The 19,773-nt window shown below is 56.7% G+C and carries 13 protein-coding genes, 1 tRNA gene and 1 pseudogene; 10 read left to right on the forward strand and 5 right to left on the reverse strand.

The window, feature by feature from the left end; genetic code table 11:
• The first annotated feature begins 199 nt into the window (after positions 1-199).
• The 8 genes and pseudogenes from C3F35_RS15110 to C3F35_RS15145 all read left to right on the forward strand — a co-directional run bounded on the left by C3F35_RS15110 (position 200) and on the right by C3F35_RS15145 (position 12,335).
• Positions 200-502, forward strand: coding sequence for a hypothetical protein (locus C3F35_RS15110; protein ID WP_059307142.1), 303 nt, complete (start codon positions 200-202; stop codon positions 500-502).
• Positions 503-909: 407 nt separating this feature from the next.
• A complete protein-coding gene (bcsO, locus tag C3F35_RS15115; protein ID WP_103792814.1) occupies positions 910-1,563 on the forward strand; it encodes a cellulose biosynthesis protein BcsO in 654 nt (217 codons plus the stop codon).
• Positions 1,554-2,359, forward strand: a pseudogene (gene bcsQ / locus C3F35_RS15120) (cellulose biosynthesis protein BcsQ). The gene bcsO and the pseudogene bcsQ overlap by 10 nt, the downstream one beginning before the upstream one ends.
• A 20-nt stretch (positions 2,360-2,379) precedes the next feature.
• The gene (gene bcsA, locus C3F35_RS15125) at positions 2,380-4,500 is read left to right on the forward strand and encodes a UDP-forming cellulose synthase catalytic subunit (RefSeq protein ID WP_103792815.1); all 2,121 of its coding nucleotides are present in this window, start codon (positions 2,380-2,382) and stop codon (positions 4,498-4,500) included.
• A complete protein-coding gene (gene bcsB / locus C3F35_RS15130; protein ID WP_306738137.1) occupies positions 4,497-6,989 on the forward strand; it encodes a cellulose biosynthesis cyclic di-GMP-binding regulatory protein BcsB in 2,493 nt (830 codons plus the stop codon). Before bcsA ends, bcsB begins: the two co-directional genes overlap by 4 nt.
• Before the next feature lie 13 nt (positions 6,990-7,002).
• Entirely contained in the window at positions 7,003-10,869 is a 3,867-nt protein-coding gene (locus tag C3F35_RS15135; RefSeq protein WP_103792816.1) for a cellulose biosynthesis protein BcsC, read from the forward strand.
• Positions 10,869-11,336 (forward strand): cellulose biosynthesis protein BcsD, encoded by a 468-nt coding sequence (gene bcsD, locus C3F35_RS15140; protein ID WP_032614257.1) that lies wholly within the window; start codon positions 10,869-10,871, stop codon positions 11,334-11,336. Before C3F35_RS15135 ends, bcsD begins: the two co-directional genes overlap by 1 nt.
• A gap of 9 nt (positions 11,337-11,345) precedes the next feature.
• Positions 11,346-12,335, forward strand: a complete 990-nt coding sequence (locus tag C3F35_RS15145) for a glycosyl hydrolase family 8 (protein ID WP_103792817.1) — start codon at positions 11,346-11,348, stop codon at positions 12,333-12,335.
• 266 nt (positions 12,336-12,601) lie between these two features.
• Here C3F35_RS15145 and C3F35_RS15150 read toward each other — a convergent pair whose 3' ends face one another.
• Entirely contained in the window at positions 12,602-13,039 is a 438-nt protein-coding gene (locus C3F35_RS15150) for a hypothetical protein (RefSeq protein WP_032614253.1), read from the reverse strand.
• A 445-nt stretch (positions 13,040-13,484) separates the two neighbouring features.
• Positions 13,485-13,560: transfer RNA gene (locus C3F35_RS15155), tRNA-Ile, on the reverse strand.
• A gap of 125 nt (positions 13,561-13,685) precedes the next feature.
• Here C3F35_RS15155 and mug point away from each other — a divergent pair.
• Complete coding sequence (gene mug / locus C3F35_RS15160; RefSeq protein WP_032614250.1) at positions 13,686-14,192, forward strand: G/U mismatch-specific DNA glycosylase; 507 nt, start codon at positions 13,686-13,688, stop codon at positions 14,190-14,192.
• A gap of 197 nt (positions 14,193-14,389) precedes the next feature.
• On the opposite strand, the gene rpoD is transcribed toward mug, so the two are convergent.
• From rpoD to rpsU, 3 genes are all read right to left on the reverse strand, one after another.
• A complete protein-coding gene (gene rpoD / locus C3F35_RS15165) occupies positions 14,390-16,237 on the reverse strand; it encodes an RNA polymerase sigma factor RpoD (protein ID WP_032614248.1) in 1,848 nt (615 codons plus the stop codon).
• A gap of 149 nt (positions 16,238-16,386) precedes the next feature.
• Positions 16,387-18,132: a DNA primase gene (dnaG, locus tag C3F35_RS15170; RefSeq protein ID WP_032614246.1), complete on the reverse strand. Its 1,746-nt coding sequence runs from the start codon at positions 18,130-18,132 to the stop codon at positions 16,387-16,389.
• A 158-nt stretch (positions 18,133-18,290) separates the two neighbouring features.
• The gene (rpsU, locus tag C3F35_RS15175; protein WP_001144069.1) at positions 18,291-18,506 is read right to left on the reverse strand and encodes a 30S ribosomal protein S21; all 216 of its coding nucleotides are present in this window, start codon (positions 18,504-18,506) and stop codon (positions 18,291-18,293) included.
• 236 nt (positions 18,507-18,742) lie between these two features.
• On the opposite strand from rpsU, the gene tsaD reads away from it, so the two are divergent.
• Complete coding sequence (tsaD, locus tag C3F35_RS15185) at positions 18,743-19,756, forward strand: tRNA (adenosine(37)-N6)-threonylcarbamoyltransferase complex transferase subunit TsaD (RefSeq protein WP_103792820.1); 1,014 nt, start codon at positions 18,743-18,745, stop codon at positions 19,754-19,756.
• The last annotated feature ends 17 nt before the right edge of the window (positions 19,757-19,773 follow it).

Consider the following 19,773-nt stretch of genomic DNA (forward strand, 5'->3'; position numbering starts at 1 on the left):
ATAGTTGTCAGGAAAACAACAGGGAATAATACACATGTCTGATGAATGGCGCGACGGGGGAATGCGTTAATTATGTATCTGGGGAGGCGATGACCTCATATATTTGAATAACCACTCTGGAGAAAATGGAAACTGGGGAGCAACCGCGTCTCGGGCGTCGGGTCCGGCGGAGCTTAATAACGTCCCCTGAGAGTTAAATATGATCTCATCTAAAACAACAGCTGTTCGTGAATACGCCGCTCATGCCCTGGAAAACATAACGGCCTTTGCCCGGTTCGTGAGTTATGCGGAAGTTCTTACTCAGTCAGACACGTTATTTGAAGGTGATAACCACAAAGCAGAATATCAGCAGGTCTGGTTCGAGCTGGAAATCCTTAATGCTCTGGCTTTATCCCAGTGGGAAGAGGACGGGTGCCCTGTTAACTGGAAAGCGCAGTGGGACTCCGACTATAAACACGATGCTGCCCATCTGACGAAAACGCTTCTGAACCTGTTGCAGTAGCGTCACGCCTCCGCCCCCCTGAACTACTACTTTTCGCAGTTTTTCATAAACCCTGCTTATAGTTACTCAACGGTATTTTAACGATTATGAATTATCTTTTGCGGTCAAATATTTCGCTTAAGTGACATAAAATGAAATTTTATGTCTAAGTTGTAGGTGGCTAATGGCGAAAAGTGGAGAAATTGCGTTATCTGTCGATAAGCTTGTAGATAGTATTAGCTCTAGGTAATATGCATTAGAATATTCAGTAAACAAATATTAGCGTCAGCTAAGGCGAGAGGGGGAAAGGGGGATGATGGTTAGTAACCACTCACTCCTTTTGCGTGTTCCTACTCCCACAACACTGTTGTCCCTGGCAAAGTCATGCAGGAAACAAAAATACTGACTTGTGAATCACGAGTAATACCATGAAAAATTATGATGATTTGCAGCGTTTTAAGGATAAAACGCGCACGGGTGACATTAACTTCAAGGACCTGTCGGCGCAAAACAAACAGGCGTCGAACAGCGGCTGGGCGATTATCAACCAGCTCGCAGGTGTGGACAGTGATGCGGTGCTGGCTAAGGCTGGCAGCGTTGCGGTGCCCGTGCCGCAGGCCATGAAACCCGGCGAACTGGATGCTGCTTTTGCCAGCCTGACGAAGACGCCTGCGGCAGAGCCTGTCGGTTCAGCCCCGTCTATCCTGCAGAGCCTGAGTCATGACAAGGCAGAGAACGCGGCGCAGACGCAGCGTCATCCGGCGGCCCCTTCTCTGTTTGAACAGCTGCACCCGGAGGCGACGCCCCACGCGAGCGTGAAAGAGACGCCTGTTGCGGCGGCACCTTCCGCATTCCATCCCGCACCTGCGCTCGCGCCAGCACCAGCACCTGCTCAAGCAGTGGCCCCGCTGCATGCGTCAGCACCAGCGCAAGCGCCTGCTGAAGCAGTGATCCCGCCGAAACCGGCGGAGCCGGTGCGCTTTGATCAGCTGTTCGCGACCAAAACATCCGGGCGCGCCAGCCATCCGGTGAAAGATCTTCCGTTACAACCGCTCCTGGAGAAAATCGCTTCATGCCGTTAGTGTGTATTTGCTCGCCAAAAGGCGGAGTAGGGAAAACCACGGTCACGGCCAACCTCGCTTATGCTCTGGCACGTTCCGGCAATAAAGTGCTGGCCATTGACTTCGATGTGCAGAACGCACTGCGTCTGCATTTTGGCGTGCCATTGTCTGACGGACGCGGCTACGTTGCGCGTGCCAATGAGTCGGCAGACTGGAGCCAGTCGGTGTTGACGGCGGGCAGCAATATGTTCGTCCTGCCCTATGGCGAAGTGACGGAAGAGCAGCGCCTGATCTTTGAGCAAAACTCACCAGTGACAGCAATTTCCTGGCGCGAGGCTTAAGCTCCCTGCTGAACTATCCGGGGCTTATCATCCTGGCCGATTTCCCTCCAGGGCCGAACCCGGCGCTGAAGGCGATCTCCCCGCTGGCCGATATGCATCTGGTGACCCTGCTTGCCGACACGGCTTCACTGTCCCTGCTGCCTCATATTGAAAACCACCGGCTGACCGGCGGCGAACCGCCAAATAACAAGGCCGGATACTATTTCCTGGTGAACCAGAGTGACAACCGGCGGCATATCAGCCGTGACGTCACTGCCTTCTTACAGCAACGCCTCGGTGACCGCCTGCTTGGTGTGATCAACCGGGATGAAAGCGTGCCTGAGGCCAATGCCTCACAGCAATCGATACTGGATTTCAGTGCCACCTCAGCGGCGGCGTTTGATATCGAGCTGGTGAGTAAGCGTATCGCAGGTATTTTGGGTATCCAGGTAGGGGACGGTGCCGTGCACGCCAATCTGAGAACCTCCGGTTTCTGACGACAATTTCAGGACGTCCTATGAAAAAGGCGCTGTTTTATCTACTGCTATTGGTCTTAGCACCCATCGCCGTATTAATTATTATCACCCCAATGGATAGCCAGAAGCAGTATATCTTCGGCTTAATCAGTATTGGGGCGCTGCTGCTTTTGAGCTTTAGCAAGCATCACCGGGTATCAATAATAATGATGGTGGTGGCGGTATTAATGTCCACCCGATATATCTGGTTCCGTGCCACGCAGACGCTGCACTTTAATTCCGAAATAGAGGCCATACTGGGGATCGGGTTATTTCTTGCCGAACTCTACATCTGGATAGTCATTATTCTGAGTTATCTGCAAAACCTGTTTCCTCTTGAGCGCAAGATTGTGCCGCTGCCCGAGGATATGTCGCTGTGGCCGACGGTGGATATCTATATCCCGTCCTACAACGAAAGTCTGGACGTGGTGCGCGATACCGTGCTGGCCGCGCAGTGCCTGGACTACCCGGCAGACAAGCTCAAGATCTATCTGCTCGATGACGGTAAGCGCAACGAGTTCGCGGTGTTTGCTGCCAACGTCGGGGTAGGGTACATCACGCGTAACGACAACTCCCACGCCAAAGCGGGTAACCTCAACCACGCCATGAAGCTCACCAAAGGCGAGCTGATCTGCGTCTTTGACTGCGACCACGTGGCGACACGTATCTTCCTGCAGGCGACGGTGGGGGCCTTCCTGCAGGATCCGAAACTGGCGCTGATGCAGACCCCGCACTACTTCTACTCGCCCGATCCGTTCGAGCGTAACCTCTCTGCGGGCCGCGATATTCCTAACGAAGGTCAGCTGTTCTACGGGCAGATCCAGCGCGGAAACGATAACTGGAATGCCACCTTCTTCTGCGGCTCCTGTGCGGTGATCCGTCGCAGCGCGTTAGAAGAGATTGGCGGCTTTGCGGTAGAAACCGTAACCGAAGATGCCCACACCGCGCTGAAGATGCAGCGTCTGGGCTGGAAGTCGGCTTATCTCAATATTCCGCTGGCGGCAGGGCTGGCCACCGAGCGTCTGGTGGTACACGTCATTCAGCGTACCCGCTGGGCGCGCGGCATGACGCAGATTTTGCGTGTCGATAACCCTCTGTTTGGCCGTGGCCTGAAGTGGCAGCAGCGTCTTTGCTATCTGAACGCCATGCTCTCGTTCCAGTTTGCGCTGCCGCGCGTGGCGTTCCTGACTGCGCCGCTGGCTTACCTGCTGTTCAACCTGAACATTATTCACTCCTCGGCGAGCCTGATTTTCGCCTATATGTTGCCGCACCTGTTCCTCTGTATTTATGTGAACTCGCGGGTCAACGGGCGTTTCCGCTACAGCTTCTGGGGAGAAATCTACGACCTGGTGCTGGCCTTCCACCTGGTGTTGCCGACGGTAATTACCTTGATCTTCCCGAAACGCGGCAAGTTCAACGTAACCGATAAAGGCGCGCTGCTGGACGTGGGCTATTTCGATTTCAGTATCGTTCGCCCGCACCTGATCATTGCCGTGTTGCTGGCGGCAGGTGTTATCGCCGGTATTGTGCGTGCCGTGGGTCATGACTACTTCGGGGTGGACCCGATGGTTATCGCCCTTAACGTCGGCTGGGGTGTCTACAGCCTGATCTTCCTGCTGGCCGCCATTGCCGTGGCGCGGGAGACGCGCCAGACGCGTAAAACCATCCGTATTGATGCCAACGTGCCGGTGGTGATCCACTACGCCAGCGGGATCTCCTCGCGCAGCCATACCCTGGATTTATCCATGGGCGGCTGCCGTATTGCGGTGGTGGACGAGCGTCACAAGACCGACGAAATCGAAGAGATTGAGCTGCAGCTACAGTCCGGGGCCATCAGTATTCCGGTAAGCGTGATTGCGTACGATGAGCAATACATTCGCCTGATGTTTGACGAAATTCCGCTGGACCGCCGCCGCGAACTGGTGCGCGTGGTACTGGCCCGTGCCGATGCATGGATCAACCCGCCAAAACCGCAGGACAACCCGTTCCGCTCGTTGTTTATCATTGTTCGCAGCGTATTCGACCTGTTCTGGCTGACCTGGAAAGACCGTCGTGAAAAGCGTCGTCATCGTCATGAGAACGCACGCCGCGCGAATAAAGCCAACGAGGATACTGCTGTATGAAAGGGATGACCCGTAAAGCACTGCAGATGCTGCTGATGTTTGGCGTGCTGGTGCAGCCAGTGACGGCGGAAGAACAGACCACCGTGGAATCGTTGCTGCCGGTGGATCTCCCGCCGCCGGTGACGGACGCATCGCAGCCTGCTGCGGATGCGGTACCCGTTGCTGATGCAGCGCCCGCTGCGGCCGACACGGCCCCGGCCACGTTGCCGGCTCCCGACACGCTGCCCGCGTTCCAGACTCCGCCGGTCGCGGAAACGACGCCAGCACCTGAGGCCGCGCCAGCACCTGAGGCCGCGCCAGTACCCGAGGCCGCGCCAGCGGCCCCGACGGGCATCACCCCCGGCACCACCAGCAGCATCACCGTCGCCCAGATGGGGCAGCCGAACGGTGTGGTGTTGAGCGGCGGCCAGTTGCAGGGCGGGATCGATTTTACCCTCTCGGCAGACCAGGTGATCACCAACGCGCAGCTGGAGCTGAACCTGAAGGTCTCCCCGGCGATGGCGGCCCGCAACACCACCCTGCAGCTGATGCTCAACGGCCAGCCGCTGGGGACGGTGCCGCTCGGCTCCGCCGACAGCAATGTCTCAAGCTATCAGCTGGATGTTCCGGCGGCGATGGTGGTTTCACGCAACAACATCAGCTTTAAAATCAACGACGGCGATGCGCTGCTGTGCCAGCGCGATCTGTCCGACAGCTATCAGGTCACCATCATGCCGAACACGCGGCTGGATCTGGAGGCGCAGCAGTTAAATATTGCTGCGGATCTGAGCCATTTCCCGCGTCCGTTCCTTGATGAAATGCAGATGACGCCGACCACGCTGACCTTCGCGTTCCCGGCCAAAACCCTGCCGGAGCAGGTGGGCGCCGCGGCGCTGATCGCCTCCTGGCTGGGTATCGAAGCGGATTATCGCGGCATCGCCTTCGATGCGTTACATGACCAGCTTCCCGAGAAAAACGGCATCCTGTTTGGTAAACCGGGCGAGTCCATCGGCGGGTTAACCCTGCCAGCCTCGAACGGGGCTACGCTGCAGGTCGTTGATAACCCGGCCAACCCGATCTACAAGCTGCTGCTGGTGGTGGGCAATAACGAACAGCAACTGAAAAGCGCCGCGTGGCGTCTGACCCGCGGGCAGTTCACCGCCCAGACCACCAGCCTGCCGGTTGAAGCGCAGAATATCCCGGTCAGCAAACCTTATGATGCCCCGCGCTGGATCTCGACCGATCGCCCGGTGCTGCTGAGCGAGCTGATGCGTAAGGATCAAAGCCTGACTGTAACCGGCATCTGGCACGAACCGCTGACCCTGGCATTCCGTGCCGCGCCCGATCTGTTTATGTGGGATGGCGACACCATTCCGCTGAAAGTGGGCTATCGCTTCCCGACTGAAAGCTGGATTGACGAGCAGCGTTCATACCTGTCGATGACCTTCAACGGCGCGTTCCTGCGCAACCTGCCGGTCAACAAACAGGGGCTGCTCGAATCCCTGTGGCATAAGCTCGGTGGTGATGCGCGTCAGGAGAATGTCGAGGTGCCGCTGGAGCCATACCTGATTTACGGCGACAACCAGCTGCAGCTCTATTTCAACATCCAGACCAAAGAGGCCGCGCCGTGCAGCGTACTGCTCAATAACAACATCAAGAGCCGTATCGACGAAGACTCAAGCATCGACCTGAGCAAAACGCGCCACTTTACGCTGCTGCCGAATCTCTCTTATTTCGTCGGCGCCTCGTTCCCGTTCACCCGTCTGGCAGACTTCTCGCAGACGGTGCTGCTGCTGCCGGAGAACCCGAGCGAAAGCGAGATCAGCACGCTGCTGGATCTCTCTGCCCGTTCCGGGAACGCCACCGGCACCGCGCTGAACAACAACCGCGTGATGTTTGGCCTGCCATCCGGTGGGGCGAACCTGCTGCGCCTGAGCCAAAGCGACGTGCTGGCGGTCTCCTCGCTGGATCAAACCGCCTTTAACCGCGCCCTGCTGGCCCAGTCGCCGTTTGTCAGCAACGAGCACACCTTTGGCGTGCGCGAACCCAAACTGTGGGAAAAAGCGCAGCGTCTGCTGGAGGGCGACTGGAACGCGTCGGGCGTCGATGCCGACCGCTACTTCTCGTCGAACGAATCCTGGCGCGGCTTTGTCAGCTTCCGCTCCCAGTGGAACCCGGAACGCCTGGTGGTGATGGCGATTGGCAGCGACGACGCTCAGCTTTCGCGTCTGCATACCGATCTTAACTCCGCCCGCATCAACGCCGGGATCCGCGGCGATACCGCGATCATCACCGATGAGAACGGCGTGCGCAGCTTCCGCGTTGGCCCGCAGTTCCCGAGCGGCCAGATGCCCTGGTACATGATGGTGGTGTGGTATGCCACGCAGCACTCCGCCATGCTGGCGATTTTTGGACTGCTGTTCGCGACGATTATTGGCCTGAGCCTCTACTCGTTACTGAAAAAACGCGCGTACAAACGTCTTAACCCACAGGATTCAGATCGTGAGTAAGGGTGGTAACACTATGCAAAATAAAAACAAAACCGCCGGACATCTGCCTGTAATTTGCCTGTTCAGCGGGCTGGCGATCGGGGGCATCCAGGGTGCCCAGGCGGCGGATGCCGCGCAGTCGGCCAATAACCCGGCGCTGAAAGCGTTATTCGATCAGGCCAACTACTGGCACGAAAAGTCTCACGACAATCTGGCGATGGAATCGCTGAAAAAAGTGCTGATGGTGGATGCCAACAATACCCAGGCGTTGTACCTGATGGCGCTCTGGTCGCAGCAGGCTGGCGACATCAAAGGGGCGGCCCAGTGGCGCGAGCGCTTAACGGCGGTCTCGCCGCAGGATGCGAATTTACAGGCGCTGGATAACGCCAAACAGATGCAGCAGGTGCCGCGCGGTCAGCTGGAGCTGGCCCGTCAGCAGGCGCGTAGCGGCAATGTTCCCGCCGCGCTGGCCACCTGGCAGAGCCTGTTTACCGGCAACCAGCCGCCACCGAGCCTGGCCCCGGAATACTATCTCACCATGGCGGGGGATAAGTCCCTCTATCCGCAGGCGGTGAGCGAGCTGCGCCAACTGCGCGTCCAGTATCCGCAGGATAACAACGTCAAAATCGCGCTGGGCAAAGTGCTGACCTATCAGGAAAGCACCCGTCGCGAGGGGATGAACATCCTGCAGGATCTGGCGAGCGGCAGTCAGGACGCGGATAAATCCCTGCGTCAGGCCCTGCTGTGGCTGGGGCCGCAGGCGGGCGACGAAGCCTATTACCAGACCTACCTCCAGCGCCATCCGAACGATACCGCGGTGCAGGATTACTACCGCAAGAGCATCGGCGGCGCGGCTAAAGGTGAAGGCTATGTGGCGCTGAACAGCGGCAATACCGATACCGCCCGCAGCCAGTTTGAGCAGGTGCTGAAGGCTAACCCGGAAGATGCCGATGCACTGGCCGGGATGGGTTATGTGGCCTTGCGCAAGGGCGACTACGCCGCAGGCGCGCAGTATCTGAACCGCGCGGCCAGCCTGGGAGGAACGGCCTCTGAAGAGCGCAAGCAGCAGGCGCAGGACGCCGAATTCTACGGCCAGCTGGCGCAGGCGCAGGCGGCCTACAAGCAAGGCAACGTCAGCCAGGCGTTGGCTCTGAGCGCACCCCTGACCCAGCGCAGCGGCGAGCAAGGGGCAGCGGCGAAGCTGTTCCGGGCCGACGTCCAGCGACATAACAAAGACTACACCGCGGCAGAACAGACGCTGCGCGGCCTGCTGAACGAGCAACCGAATAACGGCTCGGCGCGGGAAAACCTCTATTACGTCCTGCGCGAGCAGAACAAAACCGCCGAAGCCCAGGCGATGTTGCAGACCCTGCCCGCCAGCCTGCAGGCGAGGCTGCAGCCGCGTGTCTCTGGCGGTAACCCGACCGATCCGCTGCGTCGTCAGGCACAGCAGGCGGCGGCCAACGGCGATCCGCAGCGTGCCATCGCCCTGTTACAGCAGGGTACGGCCCGCTATCCGTCCGATCCCTGGCTGCGCCTGGATTTAGCCCGTCTGCTGCAGAAGCAGGGGCGCAGCGCAGAGGCGGCCAACGTGATGATGCCAGCGTTCCGGCCGAACGCCAGCAACAGTGAACTCTACGCTGCTGCTCTGTTCGCCAGCGAAAACAACGCCTGGCAGCAGTCGCAAACGCTACTGTCGCGCATTCCGGCCTCCAGCCAGAACGGCGATATGCGTGAGCTGTCGCAGCGGGTGAATTACAACCTGCAGATGGACGTTGCGGAGCGCTATCTGGCACAGGGCGACCGGACCGCGGCGGCTAACACCCTGAAAGCCCTGGCGGCGCGTCCTCCACAAAGCCCGGCGGATGCCGGCAAGCTGGCGCGAATGTTGGCCCAGAGCGGCGATGTCACCACCGCGGTGAGCGTGGTGCACGACAACATGCGCCGCGGCGTGCAGGGTAACGCCGGGGATTATGCCGATCAGGTTGCGGTCCTGAACCAGGCGGGGCTGGGCGGTGAAGCCCAGGCCTGGCTTGCCAGCCCGGAACTGCAGTCGCGCAGCACCCCGACCCAACTGGCGAGCATTCGCAACGGTTACGTGATCAACGAAGCCGATCGCCTGCGCGTGCAGGGCAACTACGCGGCGGCCTATGACAAGCTGATCCGCGCCATGCAAAACGATCCGCAGAATACCGATCTGATGTTTGCCATGGCCCGCGTGTATCAGTCCGGCAAGATGAACAAAGAGGCCGGGGTGGTCTACGACTACCTGATGACCCGCGACACGCCGCAGCAGGATGCGCGCGCCGGGGCAATCGATGTGGCGCTGGCCAGCAACAACGTGGATAAAGCGAAGCAGCTGACCGCCGGGCTGACCAACGACAGCACCCCGGAACGGTTGCTGCTGCTGGCCCGTGTCTCCGAGGCCGAAGGCAACCACCAGCAGGCGATGAGCTATCTGCGCACCGCGCGCGGCAAGCTGCTTGGCCTGCAAAACAACAACGGCGAAACGGCACCGATGCTGGGTGGTCTGGCCCTGGCCGACAACCCGTTTGTCGGCACCTCCAGTACGGGCGAGGCGTCGCCGTCGCTCTACGGCCAGGCCATGCCGTGGCAGGTGGCGCAGCTGGCGCGTAATCCAGAGACCGCCCCACCGGGCACTATGCGTACCGATCTGCCGGTAGAAACCGCTCAGGCGGGCACGCTGCGTCAGGTGGATAACATGATGGAGATGCTGGTCGATAAAACCGCCACCTGGGCGCGGGGATCCACCTCCCTGCGCGCGCGTGACGGCGAAGAGGGGCTGAGCAAGCTCACCGAGATCAAGGCGCCGCTGCAGTGGTCCACCGTGCCGTTTGGCGATTCGCGTCTGGATGTTAACGTGACGCCGATCAGCCTCGATGCCGGAACCTCGTCCGATGAATCCAGCCGTCGGTTTGGTACCGGGGCGCTGATTCAGGGCGTCGTGGCCGAGGAGCTGTATAACGCCTCCACCACCACGCCGCCTGAGCTGCCGAACATCGACAAAATCAAGGTGCCGTCACAAGGCTCGCAAAGTGCGCAGGGCGTTGAAGTGGCGATGGCGCTCACTGGCGAGCAGTACAAAATTGATGTCGGCTCCACGCCGCTGGGCCAGGATCTGAACACCCTGGTGGGCGGCGTACAGTGGTCGCCGCAGCTGACGGATTACCTCAAGCTGATACTGACCGGCGAGCGTCGCGCGGTGGTGGACAGCCTGCTGTCGTATGTCGGGGTAGAAGACAAATACAGCGGCAAGAAGTGGGGCCAGGTCACCAAAAACGGCGGTAGCGCCCAGCTGAGCTACGACAATACCGATGCGGGCTTCTACGCCGGATTTGGCGTGTATGACTACATTGGTGAGAACGTGCCGAGCAACACCAGCGTCAACGGCTCGGCGGGGGTCTATTTCCGTCCGTTCTATGCTGCCGATCGCGAGTTAAAAGCCGGCATCAACATGAACTACATGAACTTCGACAAAAACCTGAGCTACTTCAGCTACGGTCAGGGGGGTTATTTCAGCCCGCAGGACTATATCAGCGTCTCCTTCCCGGTGGATTACACCCAGAAGTTCGACAACTGGAAGCTGGGCTTAGGGGCGTCGGTGGGGTATCAGTCCTATTCGCAGGATGAGAGCCCGTACTTCCCGACGGATAAGGCCATGCAGAACCAGCTGGAAGATTACGTGGCCCGTGGGTTCGCCAAAGAGGACCATTACAAAGGCAGCAGCGAGAACGGCCTGGGATATACCCTGCGCGCGTCAACGGATTACAAACTGAATAAAGACATGACCATCGGCGGGCAGGTGGGGTATGACACATTTGGTGATTACAACGAAAGTACCGCGAGCCTCTACTTCCGTTATCTTCTGGGGAATAAGTGATGAATGACCAACAGCTTTTGCAGTATTACCAGCATCAACAGACGCAGTCCGGTTGGTTTTCGCTGATCCACGTGATGATTGAGAGTATGGTGGCGAACGTCGGCGAAGCGCAGAGCCGCTCGTTCCTCGTGCAGATGGGCGACTCGCTGGGCGAGCGTTTCCCGCTGGCGCTGGCCCACACGGTGGGGGAGCTTGAAGCGCAGATCAATGCCCGGCTCGCAGCCTTTAACTGGGGCTATATTGATATTGATGCCAGCGAGACGGCGATCCGCATCGCGCATACCGCGTTACCGATTCCGCCAGAAGAGTCAAAGCAGATGGCGTGGAACCACGCTTTCAGTGCGGTGCTGGAGGGGCTGTACGCCCGCTGGCTGCGCGAGCAGGGCGGAAAATCACACGTATCACTGTGGCGGGAGGCATCCCCCTCGGCTACGGTTATCCATTTCAGATATCAAAATAATCAATAAGGATCGGCCATGTGGCAGCGAAGTAAAACCCTGATTCTGGTGCTGGGGCTGTTGATGAGTTATCAGGCTCTGGCAGGCAGCGCCTGGGACAGCTACAAAGCGCGATTTTTGATGGCGGATGGTCGCATCATTGATACCGGCAACAACAGTGTGAGCCACACTGAGGGGCAGGGCTTCGCCATGATGATGGCGGTGCGCAATAACGATCGCGCCGGTTTTGACAAAATCTGGAACTGGACGAAAAAGAACCTGCAAAACCCACAGACGGGGCTGTTTTACTGGCGTTTTAACCCGGTGGCCGCCGATCCGATTATGGATAAAAACAATGCCACCGACGGCGATACCTTTATCGCCTGGGCGCTGTTAAAGGCGGGAACCCAGTGGAATGACAACAATTATCTGAACGCCTCGGACGCGATCACCAAATCGCTGCTGGCCCGCAACGTCATCAGCTTTGCCGGTTACCGCGTGATGCTGCCGGGGGCGAAAGGCTTTAACCTCAACAGCTACGTGAACCTTAACCCGTCCTATTTTATCTTCCCGGCCTGGGAAGATTTCGCGAAACGCAGTCATCTGACGGTGTGGCGTGACCTGATTAATGACGGGCAGAAGCTGCTGGTGAAAATGCGCTTTGGCAACACCCAACTGCCCGCAGACTGGGTTTCTCTGTATGCCGACGGGCACGTGTCCCCGGCGAAAGAGTGGCCTGCACGCTTCAGCTACGATGCGATCCGCGTGCCGCTGTATGTGAAGTGGTATCAGCCAACCAGCCCGTTAATGGCGCCTTATACCGCCTACTGGGGACGTTTTGCCCGTAACCAGACGCCTGCGTGGGTGAACATTACTACCAACGATCCGGCGCCTTATATGATGGAAGGCGGCCTGCTGGCGGTGCGTGATTTGGCGATGGGGCAACTCCCGGCAGGCGAGCCGCAGATTACGGCGCAGGAGGATTATTATTCTGCGAGTCTGAAGATGCTGGTGTCGCTGGCAAAATAGTTTTTATCCTGCCGTTGTCGGGATTCTGGAAAGCGCCTCGCAAGACTGAATTGCGGTGGCGCTTTTTGCTTTCTGTGGGGGAGAGCAGGGCGTAGAGTCAGCGCGTTGCAGAAGAAGCTGCAGCCGGGCATAGGAACCCGATCCAGTACAAGGTGACCCAGATTCACTTTCTGGTGTCCTGCCAGCGCCCCGATAAGATTATGGTGGCGCTGGCGGAGCAGCCGAAAGGCTGGCCGATTGCCGTTGAGTTCCGGTTCCTGACCCTGTCAGCGCTGCCACTCCCCGCTGGCATACAGTTCTATGACCGGAAATACAGCTGTATCCTTTGATGTATACATTACTGAGTTAGTAAAGTTGTAGATCTTACCTTTCACGTGAACCGTAACCAGCCGCCCAATTTTTGTTACGACGGCTGTACCTGTCTCTGCCATTAAAAAGGGTTTCATTTCACCCACGGCTTTAAGGGGATCGCCTGAAAGCTCTCCCGATAAGTAATAACGAAAGACATCAGATACGGTCGCGTTTCCTCCCTGATATTGCGTGACATAAAGCCAGGTGTTTTCATTCAGTTGTTTTGATGCGTACAAGCGATCGTCGTAAGGCTTGCCGAGCATATACTGGTAGATGGCGAAACATACCACCAGCAGAAGCAGAACAAGAGTCAGAGTACGGTGTAGGGTTTTAATAACCGTGCTGTATCGCATAATCAATACCTTGCTTTATCCATTTTTGGGCTCTGGTTTTTGTGTTTGTAAACTCACGGACCACCATTTCTGGCTTTATTATCAAACCAGAAATAAGTAGTAGGGCATGCCATTCCTATGCACATTCTCGGTGCTTTGGCTTCTATTTAATCAGGGAGTTAACCAGGCAATACGATGATATATTTTTACGGAATGTAATTTTTTATCTCAGCAGTTACCTTGATAGATTTCTATAATAATTACAGCCAGGTAATTTGATTTTTATATGTATTTATAATGTCTTAAAGAGGCGATAAGCGTTTAAAAAGCCAGTAACAGTGGTGAGTCGGCGAGAGAAAAAGAATGTTTTTGTTTTGGTTTGCTGATGAGGGGATAGAACGGCATGTTCACACATCAACTCAAACGAAAAGGGCTTAGCCAGTTACCTGTCTAAGCCCTTGAAATTTGGTGGCCCCTGCTGGACTTGAACCAGCGACCAAGCGATTATGAGTCGCCTGCTCTAACCACTGAGCTAAGGGGCCGTGGCGGAGGATTATAAAGTAACTCCTCGCTGCAATCCAGCCATACCCACCTGCCTGCTGTTTTTATAAACAATGCATTTTCAATCTTTTATACTTAGAGCATGAACCATGAAGCAGGAGTAATCATGATCAACGACATACTTGCACCAGGACTGCGGGTGGTGTTCTGCGGTATCAACCCGGGCAAGTCCTCTGCCCACACCGGTTTTCACTTTGCCCATCCGGGAAATCGCTTCTGGAAGGTGATCTATCAGGCGGGGTTTACCGACAAGCTGCTGAAGCCGGAAGAGGAGCAACAGCTGCTGGATACGCGCTGTGGCATCACCATGCTGGTGGAACGGCCCACGGTGCAGGCGAGCGAGGTGAATCTGCATGAGCTGCGCAGCGGCGGGCGCGAGTTGATTAAGAAGATTGAGGACTACCAGCCTGCGGCGCTGGCGATTCTGGGCAAGCAGGCCTACGAGCAGGCATTCAGCCAGCGTGGGGTGCAGTGGGGAAAGCAGAAGATCACCATCGGCGTGACGCAGGTATGGGTGCTGCCCAATCCGAGCGGGCTGAACAGGGCGACGCTGGATAAGCTGGTAGAGGCGTATCGCGAGCTGGATCAGGCGCTGGTGACACGGGGGCTGTGAAGTCCTCTGCGGCCTGATGCCCTCACCCTGACCCTCTCCCACAGGGAGAGGGAGAAAAACGAGCCCCCTTCCATAGGGAGAGAAAGAAAGACGAGTCCTCTCCCATAGGGAAAGGAGGAAAAACGAGCCTCTTCCATTTTCATGGGGAGAAGAAACAAAAAAGCTCCCCGAAGGGAGCTTTTTTACGTTCAGGACGATTAGTCGTCCAGGAAGCTACGCAGCACTTCAGAGCGGCTCGGGTGGCGCAGTTTACGCAGCGCCTTCGCTTCGATCTGACGGATACGTTCGCGGGTCACGTCGAACTGTTTACCCACTTCTTCCAGCGTGTGGTCGGTGTTCATATCGATACCGAAACGCATACGCAGGACTTTCGCTTCACGGGCGGTCAGGCCAGCCAGTACATCGTGAGTGGCAGCACGCAGGCTCTCGGTGGTCGCAGAGTCCAGCGGCAGCTCGAGGGTGGTATCCTCGATGAAATCACCCAGATGCGAATCTTCATCGTCGCCGATTGGCGTTTCCATGGAGATTGGCTCTTTGGCGATCTTCAGCACTTTGCGGATCTTGTCTTCCGGCATCAGCATGCGCTCAGCCAGCTCTTCTGGCGTTGGCTCGCGGCCCATCTCCTGCAGCATCTGGCGAGAAATACGGTTGAGCTTGTTGATGGTCTCAATCATATGCACCGGAATACGGATGGTGCGCGCCTGATCCGCGATAGAGCGGGTGATAGCCTGACGGATCCACCAGGTTGCGTAGGTGGAGAACTTGTAACCACGACGGTATTCGAACTTATCAACCGCTTTCATCAGACCGATGTTACCTTCCTGAATCAGATCCAGGAACTGCAGGCCGCGGTTGGTGTATTTCTTGGCGATAGAGATAACCAGACGCAAGTTCGCTTCAACCATCTCTTTCTTCGCACGGCGGGCTTTCGCTTCACCGATGGACATACGACGGTTAATGTCTTTTACCTGCTCGATAGTCAGGCCGGTCTCTTCTTCAATCTGTTGCAGCTTCTGCAGACCACGGTGTACGTCTTCAGCCACATCACGCAGTTTTTCAGACCACGGTTTGTTCATCGCGATAGCCGCGTTGAACCAGGTTTCGCTGGTTTCGTTGCCGGTGAACAGGGTGATGAAGTTCTTCTTCGGCATTTTGCACTGTTCAACGCACATCTTCATGATGATGCGTTCCTGGGTACGGACGCGGTCCATCATGACGCGCATGCTGTTAACCAGGTAATCGAACTGTTTTGGCACCAGGCGGAACTGTTTGAACACTTCAGAAAGCTTCAGGATCTCTTCCTGAGCGGCAGCATGGCTACGGCCTTTGGCTTTAATGGTGTCACGGGTCACTTCATACTGCGTACGCAGTTCAGCGAACTTCTCGCGCGCCAGTTCAGGGTCGATGCTGTTATCATCGTCGCTGCTGTCGTCGTCGCTCTCTTCTTCGTCTTCGTCTTCGTCATCGTCCATCTCTTCCTGAGACAGTTCAGAGCCGACGTGCGTCGCCGTAGGCGCCATGTCTTCTTCCGCGTTCGGATCGACAAAGCCGGTGATCAGATCGGACAGACGTGCTTCTTCTGCTTCCACACGATCGTACTGCTCGAGCAGATAGGTGATGGCTTCAGGGTACTCGGCAACAGAGCACTGAACCTGGTTGATCCCGTCTTCGATACGTTTGGCGATGTCAATTTCGCCTTCGCGGGTCAACAGTTCAACGGTACCCATTTCACGCATGTACATGCGCACCGGGTCTGTCGTGCGGCCGATTTCAGACTCAACGCTCGACAGAACCTGTGCAGCAGCTTCTTCTGCATCTTCGTCGGTGTTGTTTGAGTTTTCAGCAAGCAACAGATCATCGGCATCAGGGGCTTCTTCCATCACCTGAATACCCATGTCATTGATCATTTGGATGATGTCTTCGATCTGATCGGAGTCGACGATATCTTCCGGCAGATGGTCATTGACCTCGGCATAGGTCAGATAGCCTTGCTCCTTACCACGTTGGACAAGAAGTTTCAGCTGTGACTGCGGGTTTTGCTCCATAAGACGGTATCCACACTTATTCTTTTGATTGGTGTCGGCGATACGGCTGCCAACCTTTAAAGCGAGGGCGTACTTGTATTTTTGCCGCTGCCTCTCAGTGCGGCTGTCGGGATCTACCCGAACGGTATTCGGCACTTAAGCCGTTAAATTCATTTTCGGGCACGTGCTTCAGTAATCACACGCACCTCTTCGCGTTCGGCTGGCGTTAACCCGTGGGTTCGCGAGCGCGCGATCAATTCGGAAAGACGTAGCTCAAGCATCGAATCAAACATATGGTTGAGCGAGTCGGTGAAGGTCTCTTCAGCGATATCTTTATCTGCTATATCGTCCCACATCGACAGTTTTTCAAGGGTTGCGGACGCTTTTGTTCCGCGATAGTGCTCTAAAAGTTGCCCGGTGGTCAGACCTGGCTGAGAAAGACAAGTGTTGACCAGTTCTGCAAATAAGCCAAGTCCAGGCAGCTTTTCCTGATCCAGACCCGCCAGGGATGGCACTTTTGGCGCCAGTTCCGGGTTCTGTACCAGCAGTCCTATCAGTATACGCATGGTTGTGCGTTTTAGCTGAGGCGCGGGGCGAGCTGCTCCGCCATCCGCCTGCTTTGGCATTAAACGTTCAAGCTGACTGTCATCCAGGATGCCGAGTTTCTTACCCAGTTCCTGACGCAGATAGATGCGCAACGTTTCGCCGGGCACTTGAGTAATCAGCGGTAAGGCCAGGGTGCTCAGCTGAGCGCGGCCATCCGGGGTACTCAAATCCACCTGCGGCATCAGGCTGTTAAACAGAAACGTGGAGAGCGGCTGAGCCTGCTCCATCCGCGCTTCAAATGCCGCTTTGCCCTCTTTACGCACCAGCGTATCGGGGTCTTCGCCGTCGGGCAGAAACATAAAGCGTAACTGGCGTCCGTCGGTCATATAAGGCAGCGCTGTCTCCAGCGCGCGCCAGGCGGCTTCGCGTCCGGCCCGGTCGCCGTCGTAACAGCAGACCACGGTGTTGGTCACCCGGAACAGCAGCTGAATATGGTCGGCGGTGGTAGAGGTACCCAAAGACGCAACGGCATAGTTAATGTCGAACTGCGCCAGCGCCACCACATCCATATAGCCTTCGACCACCAACAGGCGCTGCGGTTCAGCGTTATCCTGCTGGGCTTCATACAGGCCATACAGCTGGCGGCCTTTATGGAAAATATCGGTTTCCGGGGAGTTGAGGTATTTCGGCAGGGCATCGCCCAGCACGCGGCCACCAAAACCAATAACCCGGCCACGCTTGTCGCGAATGGGGAACATCACCCGTTCGCGGAAGCGGTCATAGCTACGTCCCTTGTCATTAGTGACCAGCATGCCCGCGTCGATGAGGGATTTACGATCTTCGCTATTGCCGCCAAAACGCTTTAACACGTTATCCCAGCCGGGAGGGGCGTAACCAATAGCGAAACGCGCAATAACATCGTCGCTCAGTCCGCGCTTGTTCAGATATTGACGCGCAGGCTCAGCGGCAGGTTGCTTGAGAGACTGTTGGTAAAATGCGTTCAGGCCGTCCATCAGCTGATACAGCGTTTGTCGTTGATGACGCTCTATCTGACTTGGCCCACTGCCTGCTTCATACGGCACTTCAAGGTTGTGCATGGCTGCCAGCTCTTCGACGGTTTCAACGAACTCGAGCTTGTCGTAGTTCATCAAAAAGTCGACGGCGTTGCCGTGCGCGCCACAGCCGAAGCAGTGGTAGAACTGTTTTTCACCGTTTACGGTGAAAGAGGGGGTTTTTTCGTTATGGAATGGACAGCACGCATGGTAGTTCTTGCCCTGCTTCTTCAGCTTTACCCGCGCGTCGATGAGATCGACGATGTCGGTTCTGGCAAGCAGATCATTGATGAAAACGCGTGGGATTCGTCCAGCCATAGGCCCCGTGATTACACTTCATCCTTCAACTGATACAGTGTGAATGATTTTGTGTAAATTCTGATTCATAAACGAAAACAAGCCGCGCATTCCTTCCGGAAGCACGGCCTTACGACTACTACTCTGTCTGACAATTGAGGACGTGCGTCCTCAAAAGATTAGTACAGACGAGTACGGCGTGCGTTTTCGCGAGCCAGTTTCTTCGCGTGACGTTTCACAGCAGAAGCTTTAGCGCGCTTACGTTCAGTCGTTGGTTTTTCATAGAACTCACGACGACGAACTTCAGCCAGAACACCTGCTTTCTCGCATGAACGCTTGAAGCGACGCAGTGCTACGTCGAACGGCTCGTTTTCACGTACTTTAATTACCGGCATGTAACTCTCACCTTTATAAATTCGGTTTGCCGCTGGCATCAACGCCAGCTTATTTCAAAATGGTGCGGAATTTTACTGCAATTGCTGCTGCTTTGTAAAGCACCGCGGCCGTTTTTGAAAGGGACTTTTATAAGGGTGAGGAGTATACACGAAGAGAACTCCAGGGGTGAGGAAAGTTTTACATCAACCCGCCCAGGCTCTACACTGCGCGTTATCTGAGTGAGGTAAAACAAGTCATGCGTGTACTGGGTATTGAAACGTCCTGCGATGAAACCGGCATCGCGATTTACGACGATGAAAAAGGGCTGGTCGCCAACCAACTGTATAGTCAGGTGAAATTACACGCTGACTACGGCGGCGTGGTGCCGGAGCTGGCCTCCCGCGACCATGTGCGTAAAACGGTGCCATTGATTCAGGCGGCGCTGAAAGAGGCGGGCTTAACGGCTAAGGATATCGATGCCGTGGCCTACACGGCCGGTCCCGGGCTGGTCGGCGCGCTGCTGGTCGGTGCCACCATTGGCCGTTCGCTGGCATTCGCATGGGATGTACCGGCAATCCCGGTTCACCATATGGAAGGGCATCTGCTGGCACCGATGCTGGAAGAGAACCCACCGGCATTTCCGTTCGTGGCGCTGCTGGTTTCCGGCGGCCATACCCAGCTGATCAGCGTTACCGGCATTGGTCAATATGAACTGCTGGGCGAATCCATTGACGATGCGGCGGGCGAAGCTTTCGATAAAACCGCCAAGCTGCTGGGGCTTGATTACCCGGGCGGCCCAATGCTGTCAAAAATGGCGTCGCAGGGGACGGAAGGGCGCTTCGTTTTCCCACGTCCGATGACCGATCGTCCAGGTCTGGATTTCAGCTTCTCCGGGCTGAAAACCTTCGCGGCGAATACCATCCGTAATAATGCCGACGACGATCAGACTCGCGCGGATATCGCCCGTGCTTTTGAAGATGCGGTGGTGGATACTCTGATGATCAAGTGCAAGCGCGCGCTGGATCAGACGGGCTTTAAGCGTCTGGTGATGGCGGGTGGCGTTAGCGCCAACCGTACCCTGCGCGCGAAGCTGGCAGAGATGATGCAAAAGCGTCGCGGTGAAGTGTTCTATGCCCGCCCGGAATTTTGTACCGATAACGGGGCGATGATCGCCTATGCCGGGATGGTGCGCCTGAAGCCCGATGCCACGGCGGATCTAAGCGTCTCCGTGCGTCCACGCTGGCCACTGGCTGAACTGCCGGCCGCCTGATGGAAGAGACCCGGATG

This window comes from Leclercia sp. LSNIH3 (genome assembly GCF_002935105.1).
Taxonomy (GTDB): Bacteria; Pseudomonadota; Gammaproteobacteria; order Enterobacterales; family Enterobacteriaceae; genus Enterobacter; species Enterobacter adecarboxylatus.